We start from the raw sequence: 21,630 nt of genomic DNA, 5'->3' as shown, positions 1-21,630 counted from the left end.
TTCGCTCGTTTTCGCCTTGTCTCGTCCTTGCTCGCGAGACTTTGAACAGGCCCTTAGACCCGCTAACAAAACCCCTGATCCTGCGTTGCGCCTCCTTGCCCTCCGGAGGCTGATAGTTCTAGTGGAATCCATCTCTGCTTGGTCTCTCCTCCAGCATGGGCGGCGGTTTTAAATATTACTGGTTTTGATTTTTTTATTTAGACATAAATACTCTAGTCTAGACCGCTTTGTTAATAGGGCATTTAATCCACCACCCTGGCCGACTTAATTCAAACAATCGTTTGGAGTAAATACCGAAATTCAAACTGGCATTGAATTGGTATTAAACATCGTCAGTGGTCTTTATTCGCCGCACAACCGGCCGCGCGCGGCAAATATAAAAAACCCCTGAAGCATGCTGCGCGTTCAGGGGTTTCTGTTGCGTGAGTCCGCGTTCAGGGCTGTTTGCGCGCCTGAATGCCCGCCGCCACTTTCCGCAGCTTGTCCGCATAGCCCGGATCCGTGGCGTAGCCGCCTTGAGCCAGCGCCTGGGCAAAAGCCTGGGCGTTGCCGCCCACGCCCAACGCGCCGCGGTAACGCGGGTTGCCGGCCAGCAACTGCGCGTAATCGGCGAATGCGTCCTGCAAGCCGGAATACGCGCGGAAGCTTTCGGTCCGCTTCACATCACGGCCATCCACATGCTCGGTGGTCAAGGCGCGGGTGACTTCGCCCTGCCAGCCCTTGCCGGCCTTGATGCCAAACAGATTGTGATTGCTGCCGCCGTCGGCGCGGAGCAGCGGATGCTGACCCCAGCCGGACTCCAGCGCCGCGTGCGCGGACACCAACTCCGGCGCCACGCCCAGCTTGGCGGCGGCTTGCTGCGCGTAAGGCGCGATGCTGTCGAGAAAGGCTTGCCGATCCGCGCCGTAGGGCATGCTGCCGCCCAGCGTGGCGTCCTGGACGCGCTGACGCGCCCAAGCGCCTTCCGGCGACAGGCTGGCCCAGCTGTCCGAACCGTTTTCGATGAAGTCGCGCACCTCGCCGTGCAGCTGGCTGCTCCATTGGTCGGCGAAACGCTCGCCGCCCCCGCCGCCCTGGCCCATCAGCGGCAAGGCGACGGTATCGGCGCCGAAGTCCGGCCCGGCGCTGATGTCATTGCGCACAGTAAACATCGCTGTCTCCATTCAGCACGCGGTTCATCAGGTCCTGCTGCTGTTGCAGCAGTTGGCCATTGCGCAGATTCAGGGTCTGGCACAGGCGAATCTGCTCCACCAGCGCATTCCAGCGCTGACGGCAGGCTTGCTCCGCGGCGGCGGGCAAGAGCTTGAGCACCGCGTCCATCGAGGCGGCACGGCCCGCGCCCAGCAATTGGCCGGCCAGTTGCAGCCGCTGATCGCGGCTGGCCTGCAGGGCGTCGCACTGGGCGACGATGTCCGAGCCCAGTTGTCGCAACGCTTCGGCCTGGTGCTCCAGCGCCGCGGCGAACTGCTGTTCCAGCAGTTGTTCCAAGCGGCCGTAGCCTTGCAGGTCCTGCCCCACAGTGGCCAGCAGTTGTTTGAAGGCTTGCTCGCGATTCATTCAGCGGCTCCGGTGATATTGCTCCACCAGGTCGGCCAGCCGGGCGGCGTCGAAGCGCACTTCGCCGCGCGCCAGCGCGGCGCGCACTTCTTCCACCCGTTTCATGTCGATATCCGGCAGCGCGCGCAGCTCCGCCACCGCCGGCGCCATGTCCTGGCTCGCGGCGGGCGTGGCGACGGCCGCGGGCGCGCGGGCCGGCGTTTCCGCGGCGGCGCTCTGGCCGCCGACCGCCAGTTCGCGGCGTTGCGACGAGGTCGAGTTGATTTGCATAGTTTGAAATCCGTCTGGGTTGGCTGTGCGAGCGGCTGGGGCGCTTGATGCCGCGTTGCGCGGCCGCTCGGGGCGGGCTTTGCGGCCCGCCCTCACCCCTTCAAGGCGACAGTCTGGAAAAAAACTTAAAAATTTACCGGTAACATTTTCAGAACGACAATGCGGCGGTTTTCCAGACGGATATATCGGCCAAACACCAGTTCCTTCAGGATGCGCGCCACCATCTCGCGGGAAGAGCCGATCTGGTCGGCGATTTCCTGCTGGGTCAGCTGCTTTTTCAGCACCATCTCGTCGCCGTCCTGCTCTTCCAGCATTTGATTGATCAGGATGCGCACGCGGCCGTACACGTCCATCAGCGCCAGGTTCTTGGCCTTGTTGGACATGCGGCGCACCACTTGCACCAGATGGCACATGATGCGGGTGCGGGCCTCCGGGCTGTGCGGCAGGCCGTCTTCGGTGTCGAAAAGCTGCATCAGGCTCTCGCGGCTGAACACCAGCAGGTGGCTGTCCTCGTCCGCCGCGCAATTAGAGCTGCGCTCGCCGCTGTCGATGAAGCCGACCATGCCGATCAGCTCTCCGGAGGCGCAGATTTGCAGAATATATTTTTTGCTGAGCCCATCCGAAACAAAGACTTGCATGCAGCCGCTGGCCAGCAGGTAGACCTCGTTGGCGCTGTCGCCTTCGTTGTACAGCACCTCGCCCTTGCTCAAGCGGCGGCTTTCGGCCAGCTCCAGCGCTTTGTCCAGCTTGTCATTGTCCAGATGTCCGAACAAATGTGTGCCTCTTAACAAGGCTTTGATATTGTGGTTTTCATTCATGACCACGTCGTCCCCGATAGTCTTGCGATTGAATCGACTTTCCCGCAGATGTTTGCCGCCTTTTGGCGTCTTTTTTTGTCAACATCATCCGAGTCTTTCGCTCGAATTTTTATTAATCAGGTGCGGATTATAATATTAGCGGTTAACAAAAGTGTGAAAAAACACACATAAAAAAAGCCTGAAACGAATCAGGCTTTTGTTTCGAACCCAAAAAAATAAAAGTTCATCGGGTAGTTAGGCTATCTTGCAGCGCGCTATCCAGATCGGATTTCTGTAGTGGCGAACTTACAACACTGGCCTCGCGATTGCCGCTCTGCCCCGGCGGCCCGAACATGGCCACCACCGCCTGCGCTTGCTTGCTGGTCATCACCAAGAGCTCGATGCGGCGGTTGTAAGCGGCCAAGGGATGCGCGGCGTCCAGCGGCGCCCGGTCCGCCATGCCCACCACTTGCAGGATGCCCGCGGCGTTCATGCCGCCTTCCAGCAAGTGCAGCCGCGCCGCCATCGCGCGGTTGCTGGACAAGCCCCAGTTCGAAAACGAACCGAAGCCGGCGGTGCGGTATTGCGCGGCGTCCGTATGTCCGACAATCAGCAATTGATTGTCGATATGGCTGAACATATCGCCCATTTCATGCAGCAGCCGCTTGAAGCGCGGCTCTACGATGGCGCTGCCGCGCTCGAACATGCCCTGATTGTCGGTATCGTGCAGCATCACCCGTAAACCATAAGGCGTGACCACGGTCTGCAGATTGCTTGCCAAGCCGGCGTCCTGGCTCATTTTGGCCAGCAAGCCGGCCAGCTTTTCCAGGTCCGCCACGCTGTCCAGGCTGCGCTGACCTTGGCCGTCGAAGGTCTTTTTGGCCACCTTGTTGCTCTCCTGCAGCATGGAGTCCGCCTTGGTGGTGGTGGTGGGCTGGCCCGGAATCGGATCGCGCGGGATCAGGCTGCCCGGCGGGGTACCGGTGTGTTCGATGCTGCGCGAGCCGCCTGCCTTCAGCGGGCTGCCACCGCCCGCGGTCAGCAATTGCTGCAGGTTTTCCTGATCGCGCGCGGCCAGCACCCACAACACCAGGAACAAGCACATCAGCGCCAGCACGAAGTCAGCGAACGCCACTTTCCAGGCGCCGCCGTGCCCTTCGGAATCCTGGCGGCGCGACACCTTCTTGATCACCGCGGCTTCATGCTCGCGATTGGGTTTATTCGCCATGCCCGCCATCCGATTAGTTCACGCCTTCCAGCGCGTTGATCCAGGTTTCCAGCTGAGAGAAGCTGGGCTTGGTGTTCAGTTGCACCAGGCGGCGGCCGGCGTCGATGGCCAGCAGCGGCGGCTTGCCGGATACGTGGGTGGTCAGCACCACTTTCACCGATTCGTAGTTGGACAGCTCCTGTTTGACCAGCTGGTGCATCATGTTGGACAGCGGGTCCAGCACGCCGTAGCAGAAGAAGATGCCGATGAAGGTGCCCACCATGGCGGCGGCCACTTTCTCGCTGATCTCGCCCGCGGTGGCGCCCTGGCTGACGCTGTTCATCGCCATCACGATGCCCAGCACCGCGGCCAGGATGCCGAAGCCCGGCATCGCCTCGGCGATCTTGTGCAGCGACTTGGATGGCTGGTTCAGTTCTTCATGAATCGCGTCCAGTTCCTGATCCAGCACGCTTTCCAGTTCGTGGGCGTTGATCTTGCCCATCGCCATCAGCCGGAAGTTGTCCACGATGAAGGCCAGCAGCTTGGGTTCCTCCAGCACCAGCGGGTAGCGATTGAACAAGGGGCTTTGACGCGGGGCCTCCACGTGTTCGTCCAGCGCTTTCAGGCCCTGGCTGGCGGTAATCAGCAATTCGTACATCAGCAGCAGCAGCTGGCGCTGGAATTCCGCGTCGTATTTCTTGCGCATGCCGACGCGTTTGATCTGGCCGCCCATTTCCGTGAGCACGTGCTGCGGGTTGCCCAGCACGATGGCGCCGACGGCGGCGCCGCAAATGATCAGCAGCTCCACCGGCTGCCAGATCACCGACATGATGCCGCCATGCAGCATGAAGCCGCCAAAGACACAAACCAGCACGATCAGAATGCCGAATAATTGCTGCATGTTTTCTTTCCTCGGACTCAGGCCGCTTGTAGGCGAGCCTGCATTTTTTTGAGAGCGCTCTTGTTGATCTGGCAGACGCGGGCTTCGGTCAGCGCCAGCACCGCCGCGATCTCCTTGAGACTCAGTTCAAATTCGTAATACAGCTGGATCACTTGCTGCTCGCGCGGGTTCAGCGCCTGCAAGGCCACGGTCAACGCGTTTTTCAGCGCCAGCCGCCGCTCCGGATTGTCTTCCGCCGCCGGCTCCAGCCCCTGGGCCATCAGTTCGTCGAAGCTGGACAGCGCTTCGGCGTTGTCCGCCAGCAGCGCTTCCTGATAGGCCTCGGCGCTGAGTCCCAACAGCTGCATCGCCTCCGCCTCGCTGGGTTCGCGCCCCAGCTTGCGGCTGAGCAGGCGCAGGCCGTCGCGCACGCGGTGCGCTTCCTGCCGCACCGAGCGCGGCCGCCAGTCCAGCCGGCGCAGTTCGTCGAGAATGGCGCCGCGGATGCGCAAAATGGCGAAGCCGGCGAACTTGTCGTCCGGCTCGCCATAGCGGCGCAGGCTCTCCAGCAAGGCCATCAGCCCCACCTGCTCCATATCTTCGCGGTCAAACACGCCGCCGGCCTGGGACGACAGCTGACGCGCCACCCGCTTGACCAGGTGGGCGTACTGGCGCAGCGCCTCGGCTTCGCCGCCGGCGCTGACCGGGGCCTCGTCGTAACAGGCGTACATAGGGGCTTACTCGATGATCAACTTGCTAACCATCACCTCGCTGAACGGCGCGTCGCGGCGCTCGCGCAGGAAGCCGCCGGCATAGGCCTTGGCCAGCAAGCGCTGGTAGTCGTCTATGCTCATCGCCAGCGCCTTGTCCGCAGGCAACTCCGAGAGCGCGCGCACCGCGATGCTTTTCAGGAAGGGCAGTTGGGCCTTGACTTCGGACTCCTGCTTTTCATTGCTGCGGAACACTAGGTCCACCGCCATGAAGCGGGTGGCGGATTCCCCGCCGCGCAGCATTACGATCACCTTGTCCATGCTGACGAAGCGCGCATCCGGCGCCGCCGCCGGCTTGGGCGCCGCCGCGGCCTGCGGCGCGCGGGCGCTCAGCCACCACCAAGCGCCGCCGCCGGCGGCCAAAGCCGCCGCGATGGCCACGATCAAAATCACTACGATGTTTCTGTTCATGCTTGTGCTTCCGCTGCTCAGCTCTGGCCCAGCCAGAAGCCTTGTCCATCACCCTGCCCCGCTTCCGCCAGCGCCCGGCCCGGCGCGCGTTGCGGCTGCTGTTGCCCCTGGCGTTCCTGACGCTGCTGGCCGTGGCCGCCCTGCCCCGGCGCGCCTTCGCGCACGTCCACCGCCACCTGCGTGTATTGGCGGTTGGACAGATCCTGGCGCAGCGCGTCGCCGATGGCTTGCAGCTGCCGCACCACTTCACCGTGCGAGGCGGTCAACTGCACTTGCAGCGCGCCGGCTTCGTGACGGATGGAAATTTCCAGGGAGCCCAGCGACGGCGGGTCCAGGCGAATCAGGGCGCGGTCCATGCCGTGGCTGCTTTGCACTTGCAGACGTTCGCCCAGCGCGGCGCTGAGTTTGTCGCCCCACTTGGCCGGCTGCTCCGCCGGCAGCTTGATCGGCGCCCATTCCGGCAGCGGCGCGCCGGCCTTGTCCTGCGGCTGCGGCGCAATGGCGGCCAATAGCGGCGAAGCGGGTTGCGCCGGCGTCGGGAGTTCGCGGCCGGCCTGGGCCTCGCCGGCAGGCTTGGCCGGCAACGGCGCCAGGGTGTTGATCGCGGCGGACAAGGCGTCCGACGGCATCGCCGCCTCTGCGGTTTGACGCGACGTCGCCGCCGTGGCGACGCGCGCGGCCGCATCCACGCCGGCTTGCGCCGGCGCTCCGGCCTGAGGCGCAAGGGCCGGCGGCTGCGACGCTGCCGGCATCAGCGGCAGAGGCTGCGCGACGAGGACGCCGGGCTGCGCGGCCGGCTTCTCCGCCTTGGCTTCGTCGCCCGCGGGGGCCTCGGCGTCGGCGTCGACCGCCGGCGCGGCGCTTTGCCCGTCCATCAGGCTGGCCAGCAAGGCGCTGGCGAAATCGCCGCCGGAATCCGGCGCCGCCGCGTTCGGGTCCAGCAAGGGATCGGCCGGCGCGGCGTCGGCGGACGTTGACGCGCCGCCGGCAAGAAGATTGGGGGGCAAGGATACGTTCATGCTTGATTCCAGTCGCTGACTTCGGCGTAGGCGATTTGCGCTTCGCGCTGATGGCTCAGCGCGGCGATTTTTTCTTGCAGTTCCGCGGAGTCGGCGCGGCAGACCTCCAGCGCGTCGCGGTAGGCGGCGCGCAAGACGGCGCGCGCGGCCGCGTCCAGCGCCTGAGGCTGGGTGCGCAGCAGTTCCGCCAATAGTTGGTCCAGCGCGGCCAGGCGTTCCCAGTCGCGCTCGGCGCAGGCGCGGCGGATGGCGGCTTCCAGCGCGGCCGGCTCAGGCGGCTTCATGCTGGTCCCGCACGCCAATCCAACCGCCCTTGAGCTTGATCAGCAGCTGCTCGGCCTCGTCCAGCGCCGCCACGTCCAAGTTCACGCTGGCGTGGTAGAGCCGGTAGGCGCAGTAGTCGTAAAGCCGCGCCAGATTGGTGACCACCTCGCCGCCGGAGTCGAAGTCCAGCGCGCTGGACAGGCCGTTGAGGATGTTGATGCACTTGCTGATGCTCTCGCCCTTTTGCTCGTAGCGCTGGTTTTCCAGATGGCCGCGCGCGCGCGCCATTTCTTCCAGAAGGCCGTCGAACAGCACCAGCACCAACTGCACCGGCGAGGCGGAGTGGGTCTGCGCTTCCAGATTGACCGCGTGATAGCTGCGGTAGGCGTCGTAATCCACGTTGTCGTGCTCCTGTTCTAAATCAATAGGCGGGAGGTTGTCCCTCCCGCCGAATTCAATGCGGCCAAGCCAATCCGGCGACGGATTCAGAGCCTATTCACAATCTCGCGCATGCTTAGAAAGACAGCATGTCCACCGTCTTCTGCATGTCTTCCTGCATCTTCTGCAGCTGGGTGAACTGCGTCAGGTATCGCTTGTAGCTCTGGTCGTACTGGGCTTTCAGCCGCGTCTGGCGGCTGTCCAGGTCTTTCTGGATGCGCGCCTCGGAGTCCTTGCGCAGCTTGAGCAGGCCGCTGCTGCCGTTCAGCCATTTGTCCAGGTAGTCGCTGCTTTGCTTGACCACGCCGTTCTTGTTGTCGCCGTTGACGAAACGGTCCAGCGCGTCCGGCTTGTCCTTCAGCGTTTCGTTCAGTTTCTTGCTGTCCAGGCTCAAGCTGCCGTCGCGGTTGGCCTTGATGCCCAGCTGGTTCAAAGTGATGCCGTCATAGGGCTGACGCAGCAGGCTGTTGATGCCGTCTTTCAAACTGCGGATGCCGGAGTCGCTGGCGAAGGGACCGCCGGCCTTGCCTTCCTTGCCCGGCGCGGACAGGTCGGCGATGGCGCTGGCCAGCTTGTTGTAGCTGTCGACAAAGCCTTGCACATTGCTCACGGTGTCGGCGTCGTTGCGCGATACCGATAGCTGCAACGGGGTGTCGCCCGGCTTCATCGCCTTGCTGATGGTCAGGCTGACGCCGTCTATGCTTTCGAAGGTGTTGGACGCCTGCTTCATTTGCACGCCGGTGTCCTTATTGCCCAGCCAGACGATGGCGTCCTGACCCTTGGTCAGTTCCTTGGGATTGGCCAGGCCGGTCTTGAGGCCGGCGTCGCTGACCTGGCTCAGGTCCAGCGTGATGGCGCCGCTCTCGCCGGTCTTGCCGGAGGACATCACCAGCTGGCTGGTGCCGCCGTTGTTCAACACCATGGCGTTGACCTTGCCGCTGTTGCCGCTGGCGCGGTTGATGGCCAAGGCCAGTTCCGACGGGGACAGATTGCCGTCGCCGTCGCGGTCCGCGCTGCTGAGGTCCACTTCAAAGCTGTCGCTGCCCTGGCGGATGGTGATCTTGTCGCCGGCTTGAGCCTTGGCGCCGGACAGGCTGCCAAAAGACATCTGATGGGCGGTGGCCACTTGTTCGATGAACAGCGAGTAGTTGCCCGGCTGGGCGTTGCCCTTGGCGCTGACGCTGCCGAAGCCTTCCTGACTGATGCTGGCGTTCATCGCAACCAGGCTTTTCTTGCTGGTGATGCCGGACAGCGCGCTGCGATAGTCCTGCAAGGCTTTTTGCAGCTTGTTCAGCGCGTCGCCGCGCGCCTGCGCCGCCTTGTTCTGGGTGTCCAGCTGGTTCTGGGCGTCTTGCAGGTACAGGCTGGCGGCGTTTTGAGCCAGCGCCGAGGGCGGAGTCTTGCTGAAATCGATAGCCATTTGGAATCCTTTCGCTGTGCGCGGGCCGGATCGGCGTCCGGGCGGAAGATGGATGGTAGTGACTGTTCAGTGCGACCGCCGTCCGGCTTTTCTTGAGCCGCCGTGAATAATCACGCTCCCCGCAGCCAGGCTTGCCCGGCCAGTTCATCGGTTTGTTTCTGTTCTTTCTTCAGCCGCAGACGCAGCAGGCTTTCCGCCGCCTGATCGCGCACCTGGACCATCACTTCCCGGCGCAGGCTGGCTTGCAGCAGCGCGCGCTGACTGACGGCGGCGTCCGCCTCGGCCAGTTGCAGATCCTGCTGCTGCGAGGCCATCAGCCCCAGCAGCGCGCCCTTGTAGTCGGCGCAATTGCGCGCCAAAGCCGGATGGCCGGCGTCGGCGCTGGCGCCGCTCTGCCCGCACAGCTCGCCCATGCGCAAAATGTTGCGGCGGTAGCGTTCCTGCAACTGGCGCTTGCCTTCCACCTCGCTTTGCAGGCGGTCCACATCCTGTTGCCGCAATTGGACCATCAGGCCCAGGCGGCGCACGTCTTCGGGCTGGTTCATGTCGCTATCATCTCCATCAAACCGTTCCGGCTGTCTTCATAGCTCGCGGCCTCGGCCGCGCCCTGGCGCAGGAAAGCCTCCAGCCGGGGCATCAGCCGCACCGCGCGGTCGGTTTCGGCGTCTGCGCCGGCCACATAGCCGCCCAAGGGAATCAGGCTGCGCACTTCCTGGTAGCGGGACCAGGCGCCGCGCGCGCCGCGCGCCGCCTCCGCGTGTTCCGCCTCGGTGAGCTGGCTCATGCAGCGGCTGACCGAGCGGCCGATGTCGATGGCCGGATAGTGGCCGCGCTCGGCCAGTTCGCGCGACAGCACGATGTGGCCGTCCAGAATGGCCCGCGCGGTGTCCACCACCGGGTCTTGCTGGTCGTCGCCCTCGGCCAGCACGGTGTAGATGGCGCTCATGCTGCCTGCCCCGCCCTCGCCGTTGCCGGCGCTCTCCGCCAGCGAGGGCAAGAGGCCGAACACCGAGGGCGGATAGCCTCGGGTGGCCGGCGGCTCGCCCAGCGCCAGCGCCACTTCGCGCTGCGCCATCGCATAGCGGGTCAGCGAATCCACCAGCAGCAGCACATTGCGGCCCTGGTCGCGAAAGTGGGCGGCGATGGTGTGGGTCAGTTCGGTGGCCTTGAGCCGCATCAGCGGCGATTCGTCGGCCGGCGCCACCACCAGCACCGCCTTGGCCAGGCCGGCTTCGCCCAGCGAGTGCTCGACGAACTCCCGCACTTCGCGGCCGCGCTCGCCGATCAGGCCCACCACCACCACGTCGGCCTCGGTATGGCGGGTGATCATGCCCAGCAAGACGCTCTTGCCGACGCCGGAGCCGGCGAACAGGCCGACGCGCTGGCCGCGCCCAATGGTGAGCAGGCTGTTGATCGCGCGCACGCCCACATCCAGCGGCGCGGACACCGGTTGTTTCTTCAAAGGATTGACCTGCGGCGGATGGGCGGCCAGCGGCTGTTCGCCGCCCAGGCGGCCCAGGCCGTCCAGCGGCTCGCCCAGACCGTTGACGATGCGGCCCAGCCAGGACGGGCCTATCATCAGGCCGCCGCCGTCTGCGGCCGGCAACACCCGCGCGCCGGTGGTCAGGCCCACCGGTTTCTTGAACGGCATCAGATAGGAGACTTCGCGCTTGAAGCCCACCACCTGGGCTTGCAGCCAACCGCCGCCGGTGGTTTCAATCACGCAGCGCTGGCCGGTTTCCAACGGGCAGCCTACGCTTTCCAGCAGCAGGCCGGACGCGCCCACCAGGCGGCCGCTGACGGTGGCCACCGGCACCTCCGGCAATTCCAGTCGTCCCAGCGCCTGACGCAACATGGCTTAAGCCTCCGCCTGTTCCGCCGCCGGCTCGACGGCGTCGCTTTGCAATTGTTCGCGCACGGTGGCGATGCAGGCTTCCAGCCGCTGCTGGCAGCCGGCGTCGGCCTCGGATTCCGGCGTGCGGATTCGGCACTCGCCGTGCGGCAGTTGCGCGTCGGCCACCAAACGCCAGCGCGCGGCCCGCTCCGGCGCCAGTTCGCGGATGCGCTGGCACTCCTCGGCGTTGAGCAGGATTTCCACCTCGTCCTGCTGGTATTGACCCGGCGGCAAGGCGGCCAGGGTTTCGTCCACCAGGTCGAGGATCTGCACCGGCTTGAGCGCCAACTCGCAGCGGATGACCTGGCGCGCCACTTTGGCCACCAGTTCCACCACTTCGTCGCGCATCGCCGCCTGGTACTCCTCGCTGACGCGGCGCAGCTCGGCCAGCGCGGCTTCCAGCGGCCGGCCCAGATCGGCCAGTTCCGCCCGGGCTTCGCGGCGCGCCGCCGCCAGCCCTTCCTGGCGGCCCCGTTCCAGGCCCGCGGCGTAGCCGGCCTCTCGGCCGGCGGCTTCGCCGCTGGCCAGGCCTTCGTTGTAACCGGCGTCCATGCCCTGACGGAAACCATCGGCGGCGGAGGCCTGGATCTGGGCGGAATCCTGCGCGTCCAGCGGCAGGTCCAGCGCGCTGTGGATCAGCGGCGGGAAGCGGAAGGGGCGCCAGGCCTTCACTCGACCACTTCCTCGGGGAACAGCTGCAGGTCGATTTCGCCGGCCTGAGCCAGCTGTTTGACCTGGGCCATGATGTCCGCGCGCACTTCTTCCACGCGGCTGAGCGGCACCGGGCCGGAGCGGCGCATCATGGCGTCGAAGTTCTGCGCCTGACGGCGCGGCATGGTCTGGACGATGGCTTCGCGCACCGCCGGCTCCGCGCCCTTGAGCGCGATGGCCCATTGCTCCAGCGGAATGTCTTCGCTGATGCGCATCAGCACGGCTTCGGTCTGGCGCGACAGGATGAAGAAGTCGTACATGCGGGTTTCGATTTCCTCGACGATGTCCGGATCGTGGGCGCGCAGCAGTTCCATCATGCGCTGGCGGTCGCCCGGCAGGCGGTTGAGGATGTCGGCGGTCTGCTGCATGCCTTCCACCGCGGTGCTCTGGGTGTGCAGGCTTTCCAGACAGCGGTTGACCAGTTCTTCCAGTTCTTCCAAGAGCTCGCGGTCCACGTCCTTGAGCCGGGCCACGTTGACCAGCACGCTGTCGCGGCTGTCCGCCGGCAGCGCGTCCACCACCTGGCCGGCCAGCGCCGGCGGCAGGAAGGCGAGGAACACCGCCTGCATGCGCACGTGTTCTCCGGCGATGCGGTCCGCCAGCCATTGCGGCGACACCCATTGCAGCCGCGCCATCTTGGGCCGGATGGCGTCGCCGTAGATGGTGTCCAGCACGCTGTTGGCGATGTCGCTGCCCAGCGCCAGGTCCAGCGAGCGCTTGAGGAAGGCGCGGCTGGCGCCGTGCACCCCGCTCTGCTCGCGGTATTCGTCGAAGAATTTCTGAATCGTGGTCTTGACCGCGTCCACCTTGATGCCGCTCATGCCGGACATCGCCTGGGTCACTTGCAGCAGTTCTTCGCGGCTCAGACAGCGCAGCACGGCGGCGGCGGGCTCTTCGCCCATGCACAACAGCAGCACGGCGGCCTGCTCGATGGTGTTCATCGCATCTGCGGCGGGCGCGGCGGCGGCCGGCGGCAGGGCCGGCGCTACGGCGTTATTGGTTTCGTCCATTTTTCTGCACCCATTGTTTGACGACTTCGGCGACGCGTTCCGGCTCTTTGGCGGCCAAGCCCTTCAGATGGTCCACCAGCACATCGACGCTGGAGCCGGCCGGCGGCAGATCGTAGTTTTCCAGCAGCGGCACCACCGGGCTTCCGCCTGCGCCGGCCGCGGCGGCCAAGGCCGCCGGTTGCGGCGCGGAGGACAGCTGAGCCTGACGCGCGGCGCGCAGATCGGCGCCGTCCATCAACGGATCGGATTTCAATTCCAGCGCTTCCGGCTGCTGGTATTCGCGCAGTTGGCGGTCGGTCAGCTGGCGCAGCATCTTCAGCAGCGGACGCGCCAGCAACAGGTAGGCCAGCAGCACACCGAAGGCGTAGACGGCCCAGCGCGCGGCTTCGAACCAGGTGTCTTGCTGCATCCAGATCGGCTCCGGCTCGGACAGCGCGGAGAAGTTGAGCGTGGACACCGCCAGGGTGTCGCCGCGCTCGGCGTGGATGCCCAGGCCGTTGCGCAGCACCTTGTCCACATTGGCCAGCTCGGCCGGCTTCCAGCCGCCCTTGGCCGGCGCGGCGGCCTGGTTCAACACCACGGCCACGCTCAGGCGGCGCAGCGTGCCGCGCGCCTTCTTGATCTGGGTGACGCTGCGGTCGTAAGCGTATTGGCGGGTGACGGCGTTCTTGCTGTTGCCGGCTTTTTCCGAGGCGGAGCCGGAGGCGTCGGTGTTGACCGGACGGTTGCTCAGCGAGCCGGGCACGCCCAAGGCCATTTTCTCGGTGGAGGTTTCCTCGCGGGAGGCCTCGTTGGTGACCTTGGGCGCTTCGCCGTATTTCTCGCGGGTTTCCTCTACGCGGTCGTTGTCCACGTCGGCGGTGACGCTCACCTTGAAATTGTCCTTGCCCAACACCGGGGTCAGCAGGTCGCGAACGTTTTGCAGCGCTTCCTCGCGGAAGCGGCGCGCGGCGTCGCTCTCATTGCCCCCCAGCATGCCGTCGTCGCTCAAGTCCACGCGGGAAGACAGCAGATTGCCTGCCTGGTCCACCAGAGTGACCTGAGACGGCGACAGCGTGGACACGCTGCCGGCCACCAGCTTGATCACCGCGGCCACTTGCTCGTTGTTCAGTTGCTGGCCGGGCTTGAGGGTCACCACCACCGAGGCGGAGCCCTTGTCGTTGGCGGCGCCGACGAAGGACGTGGCGCGCGGCAGCGACAGATGCACGCGCGCCGCGGACACCGGCTCCAGCGCCAGAATGCTTTGCACCAGTTCGCCTTCCAGTCCGCGGCGGAAACGCACGTCCTGCACAAACTGGCTGACGCCCAGCGGGTCGTTCTTGTCCAACAACTCCAGGCCGGACGGCAGCTGCGCCACCACGCCCTTGGCCGCCAGCTGCATGCGCACGCGGCCCAGCTGGCTGTCCGGCACCAACACCTGGCCGGTTTGCGGATGGATGCGATAAGGGATTTTTTCGGCGTCGAGCACCGCCATCATGTCGGCGGCCACCACTTTTTCCTGTGCGCCGAACACCGGCTTGTAGCTGGCGTCGTCGCGCCACAGCCACAGGCTGATCATGACGGTGACGCCTATGGCCAGCGCGACGATGGGCAGCGCCAGGCGCAAGGAGTGTCCGGAAACGGGCCAACGGCCGCCCAGACGGGTTTGCACGGCCGCGACGCCGCTGCGAAAACGATTCAACACGGGCATGGTCCTCGCGGCTTACAGCTGCATCTTGATCAAGTCGTCCACGGCGCCCACTACCTTATTGCGCACTTGCATCAGCATGGAGAACGACAGGCTGGCTTCCTGGCTCATCAGCATGGCGCCGACCAGGTCGTCGCTTTTGCCACTGTCCACGTCGGCCATTTTTTCGGAAGCCGCGCGGTTCTGCGCGTCCACGTCGCGGATGGCCGCGCCCATGGCGTCGGAGAAGCTGGCTGTGGTGGCGGGTTCTTCGCTGTGCTGCGGCGGCGCAATCGGCGCGCTGCGCGCCATCCCGGCCATTTCGCCGAGCATCTGCTTGCGGTCGGCATGAATCATCAAACCCAGGTTGGTCGCCATCGGAAATCCTTGTCGGGCGGAGCCCGTTATTATTGAGTGGCCAATCAAGGCCGGTTTCACGTCTGCGGCCCGCCGCCCTGCGGCGGCGAGCGTATCGAAGCGGCAGCCCCGAGATGAGGACTTGCAACCATGCCATCATCCTGACGCCAGGATACGAGCGGCGATTTTAAACTTTATGCTTAAACCAACAGCCGTGAATTTTCACAAAGTGTGACGTGAATTTTCCCCCTTTACCCAGCGGCGGCAGCCAGTAAGATGCACACTCCATAAGGTTTAGCCTGCCGTTTGCCTCCGTCCGCGAGCCGCGAATTTAGTACCTTCTAGTACATTTCGCATCCGGCGTCGCAGAAGGCCGGCCTTGATGTACACCAGGCCGCCGCGGCTTAAGAACCGCGCCCTTTCCGTCGCTCGCGCGCGCCGGCCGGGCGCGCAGACGCCGGCGGCGCCACGCCCACGCCTTCACCGAGAATCGAGATGCCAAGAGCCAGAATCATTTCGCAGCATGACGGCGCCCAGTTGCCGGCTCTCGACCTGCGCACGCTGGGACGGCCGTTCCATCTGCTGCCTGTCTTCGGCAAAGCGCTGCAAGAAGAGCTGGCGGATTTCCTGCAGCAAGAGCTGAACCGCCGCTACCACGCGCGCTTCCATATCCGCGCGCTTGAGCAGGCGCAGCCGGCCGCCGACGAGCGCCGCTGGCTGTGGCACGCGCTGGACGGCTGCCAGCTGGGCAGCCATATCGAACGGCCGCTGTTGCTGCGCTTGCTGGATTACCGCTTCGGCGCGCCGGCAACGCAGCCGGACGCCGACGCCGGCGCGCCGGCGGAAACCGAAACCGAGCGCCGCTTGGCGCGCAGCCTGGCCGAGCGCTTGCTGCCCCGCCTGCTGCAATGCGTATTGCGGCTGGACCGTCAGGCCGGCGGCCTGCCGCCCGGCCCCGCCGACTGCGCGCTGCTGCCCTTCGTGCCGCCCGGCACCGGGGTCTGGGAAATCCGCCTGGACATCGGCGACGGCGAACACGCCGTCGGCGCGCTGCGTCTGCAATTGGACGCCGCCTGCTTCGAACGTCTGCTGAAAAACCTGTCCGGCCGCCGCGACAGCGCCGACGCCCAAGCCGCGCCGGCGGAAACCTTCCGCGACCGGCTACGGGTGCGCTTGCAAGCGCGCTTGCTGGACCGCGAAATGGCGCTGGGCGACATCATGGACCTGCGCCCCGGCAGCGTGCTGCCGGTGACGCTGCAGGCCAGAAGCGAAGTGCTGGTCGGCGCTTCGCGGCTGTTCGAGGCCGAGGTAGCCGAGCAGCACGGCAAGCTGTGCCTGACCGGCTTTGTCGTCAGCGAATAACTCTACAAACACAGAACAAGCAAGGATGAGCATGGACTTGAACGACGATTTCGATCTGGGCGGCGTGCTGGACGGCCTGGACGGCCAAAACGACGCGGACGCCAAGCCGGCAGACGACGGCGCGGCGCGGCGGCCGCAGCGCGACATGACCCAGTTCCTGCGCAAGATCCCGGTCCGGCTGACGCTGGAAGTGGGCGGCGCCGACATCTCGCTGGCCGATCTGGTCAATATCGAGAACGGTTCGGTGGTGGAGCTGGACAAGCTGGCCGGCGAACCGCTGGACATCAAGGTCAACGGCACCGTGATCGGCCGCGGCGAGGTGGTGGTGGCCGGCGAGAACTACGGCCTGCGGGTGGTGGAGCTCAACGATCTGGAACTGGACAGCCTGACCTGATGGAAGCCTTGAAGAAGCTGCGCCCGCTGCTGCAACCCAGCCTCATCGCTGCGGGGCTTTGGGCGCTGGCCACCACCTGTCAGGCCGAACCGCTGAAACTGCTGTCGGCCAACGCCGGCGGCACGCCGGTGGATTTCACCATCAAGACCCAGATCCTGATCCTGATGACCCTGCTCGGGCTCTTGCCCGTGCTGGTGCTGATGATGACCAGCTTCACCCGCTTCATCATCGTGCTCTCGCTGCTGCGCCAGGCGCTGGGCCTGCAACAGGGCCTGCCCAACCGCATCGTCACCGGCGTGTCCTTGATCCTGACCCTGCTGGTGATGCGGCCGGTGGGGCTGGAGGTGTGGAACCAGGCCTTGCAGCCCTTCGATCAGGACAAGATCACCATGCAGCAGGCGCTGGAGATCGCGCAGAAGCCCATCAGCCGCTTCATGCTGGCGCAAACCAGCAAAACCGCGCTGGCGCAGATCGCCAGGCTGTCCGGCGAGGAAAAGATCAGCAATCCGCAGGATCACGCCTTCGCGGTCAAGCTCGCGGCCTTCGTGCTGTCGGAATTGAAAACCGCGTTCCAGATCGGCTGCATGCTGTTCATCCCCTTCCTGGTGATAGACCTGGTGGTGTCCAGCGTGCTGATGGCGATGGGCATGATGATGCTGTCGCCGCTGGTGATTTCGCTGCCGCTCAAGCTGCTGCTGTTCGTGCTGGTGGACGGCTGGTCGCTGACGGTGAACACCCTGGTCACCTCGATACAGGCTTATTGAGCGCGCTTTTGAGAATGGACTTGCCATGCTGACCCCCGACATCGCCGTCGACATCGTCAACGACAGCTTGCGCGTCGTCGTCACCCTGGTGGTGCTGCTGATCCTGCCCAGCCTGATCGTCGGCGTCATCGTCAGCCTGATTCAGGCCGCCACCCAGATCAACGAGCAGACGCTGTCCTTCCTGCCGCGGCTGCTGGTGACCCTGCTGACCATCGCCATCGCCGGCCACTGGATCACCGGTTTTCTGATGGATTTCTGCGTGGCGATGTTCCAGCGCGCCGCCGGTTTGGTCGGATAGCCGTGACCGGCCTCTACGCCCAACTGCTGGAGTTGATTCCGGCCTTCTGGTGGCCGTTTTGCCGGCTGATGGCCGCCTTCAGCGTCGCGCCCTTCATCGGCGAGGGCATGGTGCCGGTGCGGGTGCGCATCGGCCTGGCGCTGGCGCTGTCCGCCGCCACGCTGCCGGCCACCCTGCCGCTGCCCAAGCTGGACCTGTTCTCGCTGGCCGGCGTCGCCGCCAGCATCGAGCAGGCGGTGATCGGCCTCGTCTTCGGCCTCGCCTTTCAGCTGGTGCTGGCCGTGCTGGCCGTGCTCGGCTTCCTGGTGTCCTCGCAGATGGCGCTGTCCATGGCGGTGATGAACGACCCTGGCAACGGCAACTCCTCCGACGTGGTGTCCAGCCTGCTCTACCTGCTGGGCGCCATGATCTTCTTCTCGCTGGACGGCCATTTGCTGCTGATCCAGGTGGTTTACGCCAGCTTCCAGGCCTGGCCGGTGGGCGGCGGCGTGCCGGCGGCCTCGCTGTCCATGCTGGCCGGCGGCGTGGCCTGGGTGCTGTCCGCCGCCATGCTGCTGGCGCTGCCGGCGGTGTTCGCCACCTTTGTGGTGCAGGCCGGCGTCGGCATGATCAACCGGGTGGCGCCGTCGCTGAACCTGTTTTCGCTGGGCTTCCCGCTGATTACTCTGTTCGGCCTGGGCACGCTGGGCCTGGTGGCGCGCTTCATCCCGCAGCAATACCTGAACCTGAACGAACAGATGCTGCGCCTGCTGGGCGGCATGCTGAGGGCCGGTCATGGCTGAGGGGCGCGGCGGCGATAAAACCGAAAAGGCCACGCCGCACAAGCTGCGGCAGGCGCGCAAGCAAGGCCAGGTGCCGCGCTCGCGCGATCTGGCCGCCGCGCTGGGCCTGCTGTTGGCGCTGAAACTGGCTTTCTGGATGATGCCGCAGTGGCTGGACGAGTTCCGGCAACTGTTCGCCCTGGCCTTCGCCCCGCTCTCTGGCAGCGGCGCGCTGGACAACAGCTGGTCCAAGCTGTTTGCCGGCACCTTGCTGCTGCTGGTCAAGATGGTGCTGCCGCTGGCGGTGATTCCGCTGTGCATGATCGTGGTTTCGCTCTACCCCGGCGGCTGGGTCTTCAGCTTCAACCATCTGCAGCCCAAGCTGGAGCGCTTCAACCCGCTGGCCCATTTCGGCCGCATCGCCTCGGCGCGCCACGCCAGCGAAATCGGCAAATCCATCGCCAAGGCGCTGCTGCTGGGCTGGGTGCTGTACCGGCTGAGCCAGAGCGCGCTGGAGGATTTTTTCGCCCTGCAGGGCGCGCCCTTCGCCACCGCGCTGGCCGGCAGCGCGGAGCTGCTGATCAACGCCTTGCTGACGCTGACCGCGGTGTTCATGTTGTTCGCGCTGATCGACCTGCCGCTGCAGATCCTGCTGTTCATGAAGCAGCAGAAGATGAGCAAGCAGGAGATCAAGGAAGAGTACAAAAGCACCGAGGGCCGGCCGGAGATCAAGCAGCGCATCCGGCAGATCCAGATGCAGATGGCCCAGCGCGGCGTGCGCAAGGCCGTGCCCACCGCGGACGTGGTCATCGTCAACCCGGAGCACTACGCGGTGGCGTTGAAATACGATGAGGAACGCGCCGAAGCGCCGTTCATCATCGCCAAGGGCCTGGACGAGATGGCGCTCTACATCCGTCAGGTGGCTCAGGAGCACCAAGTGGACATCGTGCCGCTGCCGCCGCTGGCGCGCGCCGTCTACCACACCACTCAGGTCAACCAGCAAATTCCCGCGCCCCTGTACCGAGCGGTGGCGCAAGTCCTGACCTATGTCATGCAACTCAAGGCCTTCCGCAACGGATCGCGCCGCAGCCAGCCGCGGCTGCCGGACGATTTGCCGATCCCGCGCGACATGGCCGATCCCAGAACCGCACCATGAACGCTTTCACCCGACTGCTGGCCGACATCGGCCGCCACAAGATCGCCGCCCCGCTGTTTTTGCTGGCCATACTGGCCATGGTGATGCTGCCGCTGCCGCCGATGGCGCTGGACATGCTGTTCACCTTCAACATCGTGCTGGCCATCATCGTCATCCTGGTCAGCGTCTCCGCCAAGCGGCCGCTGGACTTCTCCGCCTTCCCCACCATCATTCTGGCCACCACCCTGCTCAGGCTGTCGCTGAACGTGGCCTCCACCCGGGTGGTGCTGCTGCACGGCCATGAAGGCACCCACGCCGCCGGCCGGGTGATCGAGGCCTTCGGCCAGGTGGTGATAGGCGGCAACTTCGTTGTCGGCATGGTGGTGTTCGTCATCCTGATGATCATCAACTTCATGGTGGTGACCAAGGGCGCGGAACGGATCTCGGAAGTCTCCGCCCGCTTCACCCTGGACGCGCTGCCCGGCAAACAGATGGCCATCGACGCCGACCTCAACGCCGGCCTGATCAACCAGGAGCAGGCGCAGCAGCGCCGCCGCGACATCGCCACCGAGGCCGATTTCTACGGCGCGATGGACGGCGCGTCCAAATTTGTGCGCGGAGACGCCATCGCCGGCATCCTGATCCTGATCATCAATCTGTTCGGCGGCGTGGCCATCGGCGCGCTGATGCACGGCCTGTCCGCCGGCGACGCTTTCCGCCAGTACGCGCTGATGACCATAGGCGACGGCCTGGTGGCGCAGATTCCGGCGCTGCTGCTGTCCTCCGCCGCCGCCATCATCGTCACCCGCATCAGCGACGACGGCGACATGCAGGAACAAGTGGGCAAGCAGATGCTGGCTTCCCCCACCGTGCTGATGAGCGCCGCCGGCATGATGTTGGTGCTGGCCGCCATCCCCGGCATGCCCTGGCCCACCTTCCTCGGCTTCGCGCTGCTGCTGGGCTTCGTCGCCTGGCGGCTGCACCAGCGCCAGCAGGTGCTGCCCAACCTGCCGGACCCGGCGCTGGCGAAAAGCACGCTGGCCGGCGACGCCGACATCGAACTGGAATGGGCCGCCCTGCCCTATGTGGACACCCTGGGCGTCAACCTGGGCTACAAACTGGTGTCGCTGCTGGACAAGAGCCAGGGCGCGCCGCTGGCCAAGCGCGTGCGCGGCGTGCGTCAAAGCCTGAGCGAGAGCATGGGCGTACTGATGCCGCAAGTGAATCTGCGCGACGATCTGCGCCTCAAGCCCTCGCAGTACGCCATCCTGCTCAGCGGCAACACCGTGGCCGAAGGCGAGGTCTACGCCGACCGGCTGATGGCCATACCCTCGCCGGAACTGTACGGCGAAGTGGACGGCATGCCCGGCGTGGACCCGGCCTACACCATGCCGGTGACCTGGATCCTGCCGGACGACAAGAGCAAGGCGCTGGGCCTGGGCTACCAAGTCGTGGACTGCGCCAGCGTGGTGGCCACCCATCTGAACAAGGTGATGCGCGAGCACTTGTCCGAGCTGTTCCGCCACGACGACGTGGCCGCCATCAACGAGCGGCTGTCCGCGCTCGCGCCCAAGCTCGCTTCCGCGCTGAACCAGGCGTTGCCTGCGCCCTTGCAGCTCAAGGCCTACCGCCAACTGCTGACCGACAATGTGTCGCTGAAAGACATCGCTCCCATCGCCAACGCCCTGCTAGACGCCAGCGAAAGCAGCAAGGACCCCATCATGCTGGCGGCCGAGGTGCGTTGCGCGCTGAAGCGCCAGATCGTGCAGTCCATCCTGGGTCCGCGCGGCGAGATGAAGGCCTTCAACCTGTCCGCGGATCTGGAAAACCTGCTGCTGGGCGCCTTGAGCCAAGCGCAGCAAACCGGCAAGCCACAGCTGGACAGCTTCCCCATCGACCCCAATGTGCTGCAGCAGCTGCAGGCCAATATGCCGGTGGTGCGCGACCAGATGAAGCAACTGGGCCACGCGCCCATCCTGCTGGTGATGCCGCAGATCCGCCCGCTGCTGGCGCGCTACGCGCGCTTGTTCGCGCCCGGCCTGCACGTGCTGTCCTACAACGAAGTGCCGGAAACCCGAGAGGTCAGCCTCACCGGCACCCTGGGCTGATCCGCCGCCCCAAGGCCGTGGGGCGTGTGGGCGCGCGTCGCCGCGCCCGCGCGCCCTTCGCATGATATGCGAAATTACAACACTCCACCCCCTGCGCCCGCCGTCGTCCTCATTTCCAGAATACCCAAAAACAATCA

The 21,630-nt window shown here is 65.4% G+C and carries 25 protein-coding genes; 7 read left to right on the top strand and 18 right to left on the bottom strand.

Going from position 1 to position 21,630, the window contains the following annotated elements; genetic code table 11:
- Positions 1 to 434: 434 nt before the first annotated feature.
- The 18 genes from DXT74_RS10485 to DXT74_RS10400 form a co-directional block, all read right to left on the bottom strand.
- Positions 435 to 1,151 carry a glucosaminidase domain-containing protein gene (locus DXT74_RS10485; protein ID WP_081555329.1) on the bottom strand — a complete coding sequence of 239 codons (717 nt, stop codon included), beginning with the start codon at positions 1,149 to 1,151 and terminating at the stop codon, positions 435 to 437.
- Entirely contained in the window at positions 1,132 to 1,557 is a 426-nt protein-coding gene (flgN, locus tag DXT74_RS10480; RefSeq protein WP_043633278.1) for a flagellar export chaperone FlgN, read from the bottom strand. Before flgN ends, DXT74_RS10485 begins: the two co-directional genes overlap by 20 nt.
- Positions 1,558 to 1,827 (bottom strand): flagellar biosynthesis anti-sigma factor FlgM, encoded by a 270-nt coding sequence (gene flgM / locus DXT74_RS10475; protein ID WP_081555330.1) that lies wholly within the window; start codon positions 1,825 to 1,827, stop codon positions 1,558 to 1,560.
- Between the two features lie 125 nt (positions 1,828 to 1,952).
- Positions 1,953 to 2,645, bottom strand: a complete 693-nt coding sequence (locus DXT74_RS10470; protein ID WP_043633274.1) for a Crp/Fnr family transcriptional regulator — start codon at positions 2,643 to 2,645, stop codon at positions 1,953 to 1,955.
- A 223-nt stretch (positions 2,646 to 2,868) separates the two neighbouring features.
- Positions 2,869 to 3,852, bottom strand: coding sequence for a flagellar motor protein MotB (locus DXT74_RS10465; RefSeq protein ID WP_081555356.1), 984 nt, complete (start codon positions 3,850 to 3,852; stop codon positions 2,869 to 2,871).
- Positions 3,853 to 3,865: 13 nt separating this feature from the next.
- Positions 3,866 to 4,732 (bottom strand): flagellar motor stator protein MotA, encoded by an 867-nt coding sequence (motA, locus tag DXT74_RS10460; protein WP_043633272.1) that lies wholly within the window; start codon positions 4,730 to 4,732, stop codon positions 3,866 to 3,868.
- 17 nt (positions 4,733 to 4,749) lie between these two features.
- On the bottom strand, positions 4,750 to 5,442 hold the full coding sequence (locus DXT74_RS10455) for an RNA polymerase sigma factor FliA (RefSeq protein ID WP_081555331.1): 693 nt from the start codon (positions 5,440 to 5,442) through the stop codon (positions 4,750 to 4,752).
- A gap of 6 nt (positions 5,443 to 5,448) precedes the next feature.
- Positions 5,449 to 5,892, bottom strand: a complete 444-nt coding sequence (locus tag DXT74_RS10450; protein ID WP_043633268.1) for a hypothetical protein — start codon at positions 5,890 to 5,892, stop codon at positions 5,449 to 5,451.
- 17 nt (positions 5,893 to 5,909) lie between these two features.
- A complete protein-coding gene (locus DXT74_RS10445) occupies positions 5,910 to 6,911 on the bottom strand; it encodes a flagellar hook-length control protein FliK (protein WP_081555332.1) in 1,002 nt (333 codons plus the stop codon).
- Positions 6,908 to 7,195, bottom strand: coding sequence for an ABC transporter substrate-binding protein (locus tag DXT74_RS10440; protein WP_194427892.1), 288 nt, complete (start codon positions 7,193 to 7,195; stop codon positions 6,908 to 6,910). The genes DXT74_RS10445 and DXT74_RS10440 overlap by 4 nt, the downstream gene beginning before the upstream one ends.
- Complete coding sequence (gene fliS / locus DXT74_RS10435) at positions 7,182 to 7,574, bottom strand: flagellar export chaperone FliS (RefSeq protein ID WP_019103737.1); 393 nt, start codon at positions 7,572 to 7,574, stop codon at positions 7,182 to 7,184. Before fliS ends, DXT74_RS10440 begins: the two co-directional genes overlap by 14 nt.
- A 115-nt stretch (positions 7,575 to 7,689) precedes the next feature.
- Positions 7,690 to 9,033, bottom strand: coding sequence for a flagellar filament capping protein FliD (gene fliD / locus DXT74_RS10430; protein ID WP_043633265.1), 1,344 nt, complete (start codon positions 9,031 to 9,033; stop codon positions 7,690 to 7,692).
- A gap of 110 nt (positions 9,034 to 9,143) precedes the next feature.
- Complete coding sequence (gene fliJ / locus DXT74_RS10425) at positions 9,144 to 9,578, bottom strand: flagellar export protein FliJ (RefSeq protein ID WP_043590291.1); 435 nt, start codon at positions 9,576 to 9,578, stop codon at positions 9,144 to 9,146.
- Entirely contained in the window at positions 9,575 to 10,888 is a 1,314-nt protein-coding gene (fliI, locus tag DXT74_RS10420; RefSeq protein WP_043633264.1) for a flagellar protein export ATPase FliI, read from the bottom strand. The genes fliJ and fliI overlap by 4 nt, the downstream gene beginning before the upstream one ends.
- Before the next feature lie 3 nt (positions 10,889 to 10,891).
- Positions 10,892 to 11,599: a flagellar assembly protein FliH gene (gene fliH, locus DXT74_RS10415; RefSeq protein WP_194427891.1), complete on the bottom strand. Its 708-nt coding sequence runs from the start codon at positions 11,597 to 11,599 to the stop codon at positions 10,892 to 10,894.
- On the bottom strand, positions 11,596 to 12,648 hold the full coding sequence (locus tag DXT74_RS10410) for a flagellar motor switch protein FliG (protein ID WP_019103733.1): 1,053 nt from the start codon (positions 12,646 to 12,648) through the stop codon (positions 11,596 to 11,598). Before DXT74_RS10410 ends, fliH begins: the two co-directional genes overlap by 4 nt.
- The gene (fliF, locus tag DXT74_RS10405) at positions 12,632 to 14,332 is read right to left on the bottom strand and encodes a flagellar basal-body MS-ring/collar protein FliF (RefSeq protein ID WP_231138313.1); all 1,701 of its coding nucleotides are present in this window, start codon (positions 14,330 to 14,332) and stop codon (positions 12,632 to 12,634) included. Before fliF ends, DXT74_RS10410 begins: the two co-directional genes overlap by 17 nt.
- Positions 14,333 to 14,350: 18 nt before the next feature.
- Positions 14,351 to 14,692 carry a flagellar hook-basal body complex protein FliE gene (locus tag DXT74_RS10400; protein WP_043590300.1) on the bottom strand — a complete coding sequence of 114 codons (342 nt, stop codon included), beginning with the start codon at positions 14,690 to 14,692 and terminating at the stop codon, positions 14,351 to 14,353.
- Positions 14,693 to 15,166: 474 nt separating this feature from the next.
- On the opposite strand from DXT74_RS10400, the gene DXT74_RS10395 reads away from it, so the two are divergent.
- Genes DXT74_RS10395 through DXT74_RS10365 form a run of 7 tightly spaced genes read left to right on the top strand, consistent with a single transcriptional unit; the run spans position 15,167 to position 21,493 of the window.
- Positions 15,167 to 16,033, top strand: a complete 867-nt coding sequence (locus tag DXT74_RS10395; RefSeq protein ID WP_043590303.1) for a FliM/FliN family flagellar motor switch protein — start codon at positions 15,167 to 15,169, stop codon at positions 16,031 to 16,033.
- 31 nt (positions 16,034 to 16,064) lie between these two features.
- Positions 16,065 to 16,427: a flagellar motor switch protein FliN gene (gene fliN / locus DXT74_RS10390; RefSeq protein ID WP_043633256.1), complete on the top strand. Its 363-nt coding sequence runs from the start codon at positions 16,065 to 16,067 to the stop codon at positions 16,425 to 16,427.
- Positions 16,427 to 17,191 carry a flagellar type III secretion system pore protein FliP gene (gene fliP, locus DXT74_RS10385; protein WP_194427890.1) on the top strand — a complete coding sequence of 255 codons (765 nt, stop codon included), beginning with the start codon at positions 16,427 to 16,429 and terminating at the stop codon, positions 17,189 to 17,191. Before fliN ends, fliP begins: the two co-directional genes overlap by 1 nt.
- A gap of 25 nt (positions 17,192 to 17,216) precedes the next feature.
- Entirely contained in the window at positions 17,217 to 17,489 is a 273-nt protein-coding gene (fliQ, locus tag DXT74_RS10380) for a flagellar biosynthesis protein FliQ (RefSeq protein ID WP_043590304.1), read from the top strand.
- Between the two features lie 2 nt (positions 17,490 to 17,491).
- Positions 17,492 to 18,271: a flagellar biosynthetic protein FliR gene (fliR, locus tag DXT74_RS10375; RefSeq protein WP_043633249.1), complete on the top strand. Its 780-nt coding sequence runs from the start codon at positions 17,492 to 17,494 to the stop codon at positions 18,269 to 18,271.
- Entirely contained in the window at positions 18,264 to 19,406 is a 1,143-nt protein-coding gene (flhB, locus tag DXT74_RS10370; RefSeq protein ID WP_043633245.1) for a flagellar type III secretion system protein FlhB, read from the top strand. The genes fliR and flhB overlap by 8 nt, the downstream gene beginning before the upstream one ends.
- Positions 19,403 to 21,493: a flagellar biosynthesis protein FlhA gene (locus DXT74_RS10365; protein ID WP_194427889.1), complete on the top strand. Its 2,091-nt coding sequence runs from the start codon at positions 19,403 to 19,405 to the stop codon at positions 21,491 to 21,493. The genes flhB and DXT74_RS10365 overlap by 4 nt, the downstream gene beginning before the upstream one ends.
- Positions 21,494 to 21,630 lie beyond the last annotated feature (137 nt).

The organism is Chromobacterium sp. Rain0013 (genome assembly GCF_015291765.1).
Lineage (GTDB): Bacteria > Pseudomonadota > Gammaproteobacteria > Burkholderiales > Chromobacteriaceae > Chromobacterium > Chromobacterium haemolyticum.
This window is presented reverse-complemented; position numbering and strand designations above follow the sequence as displayed.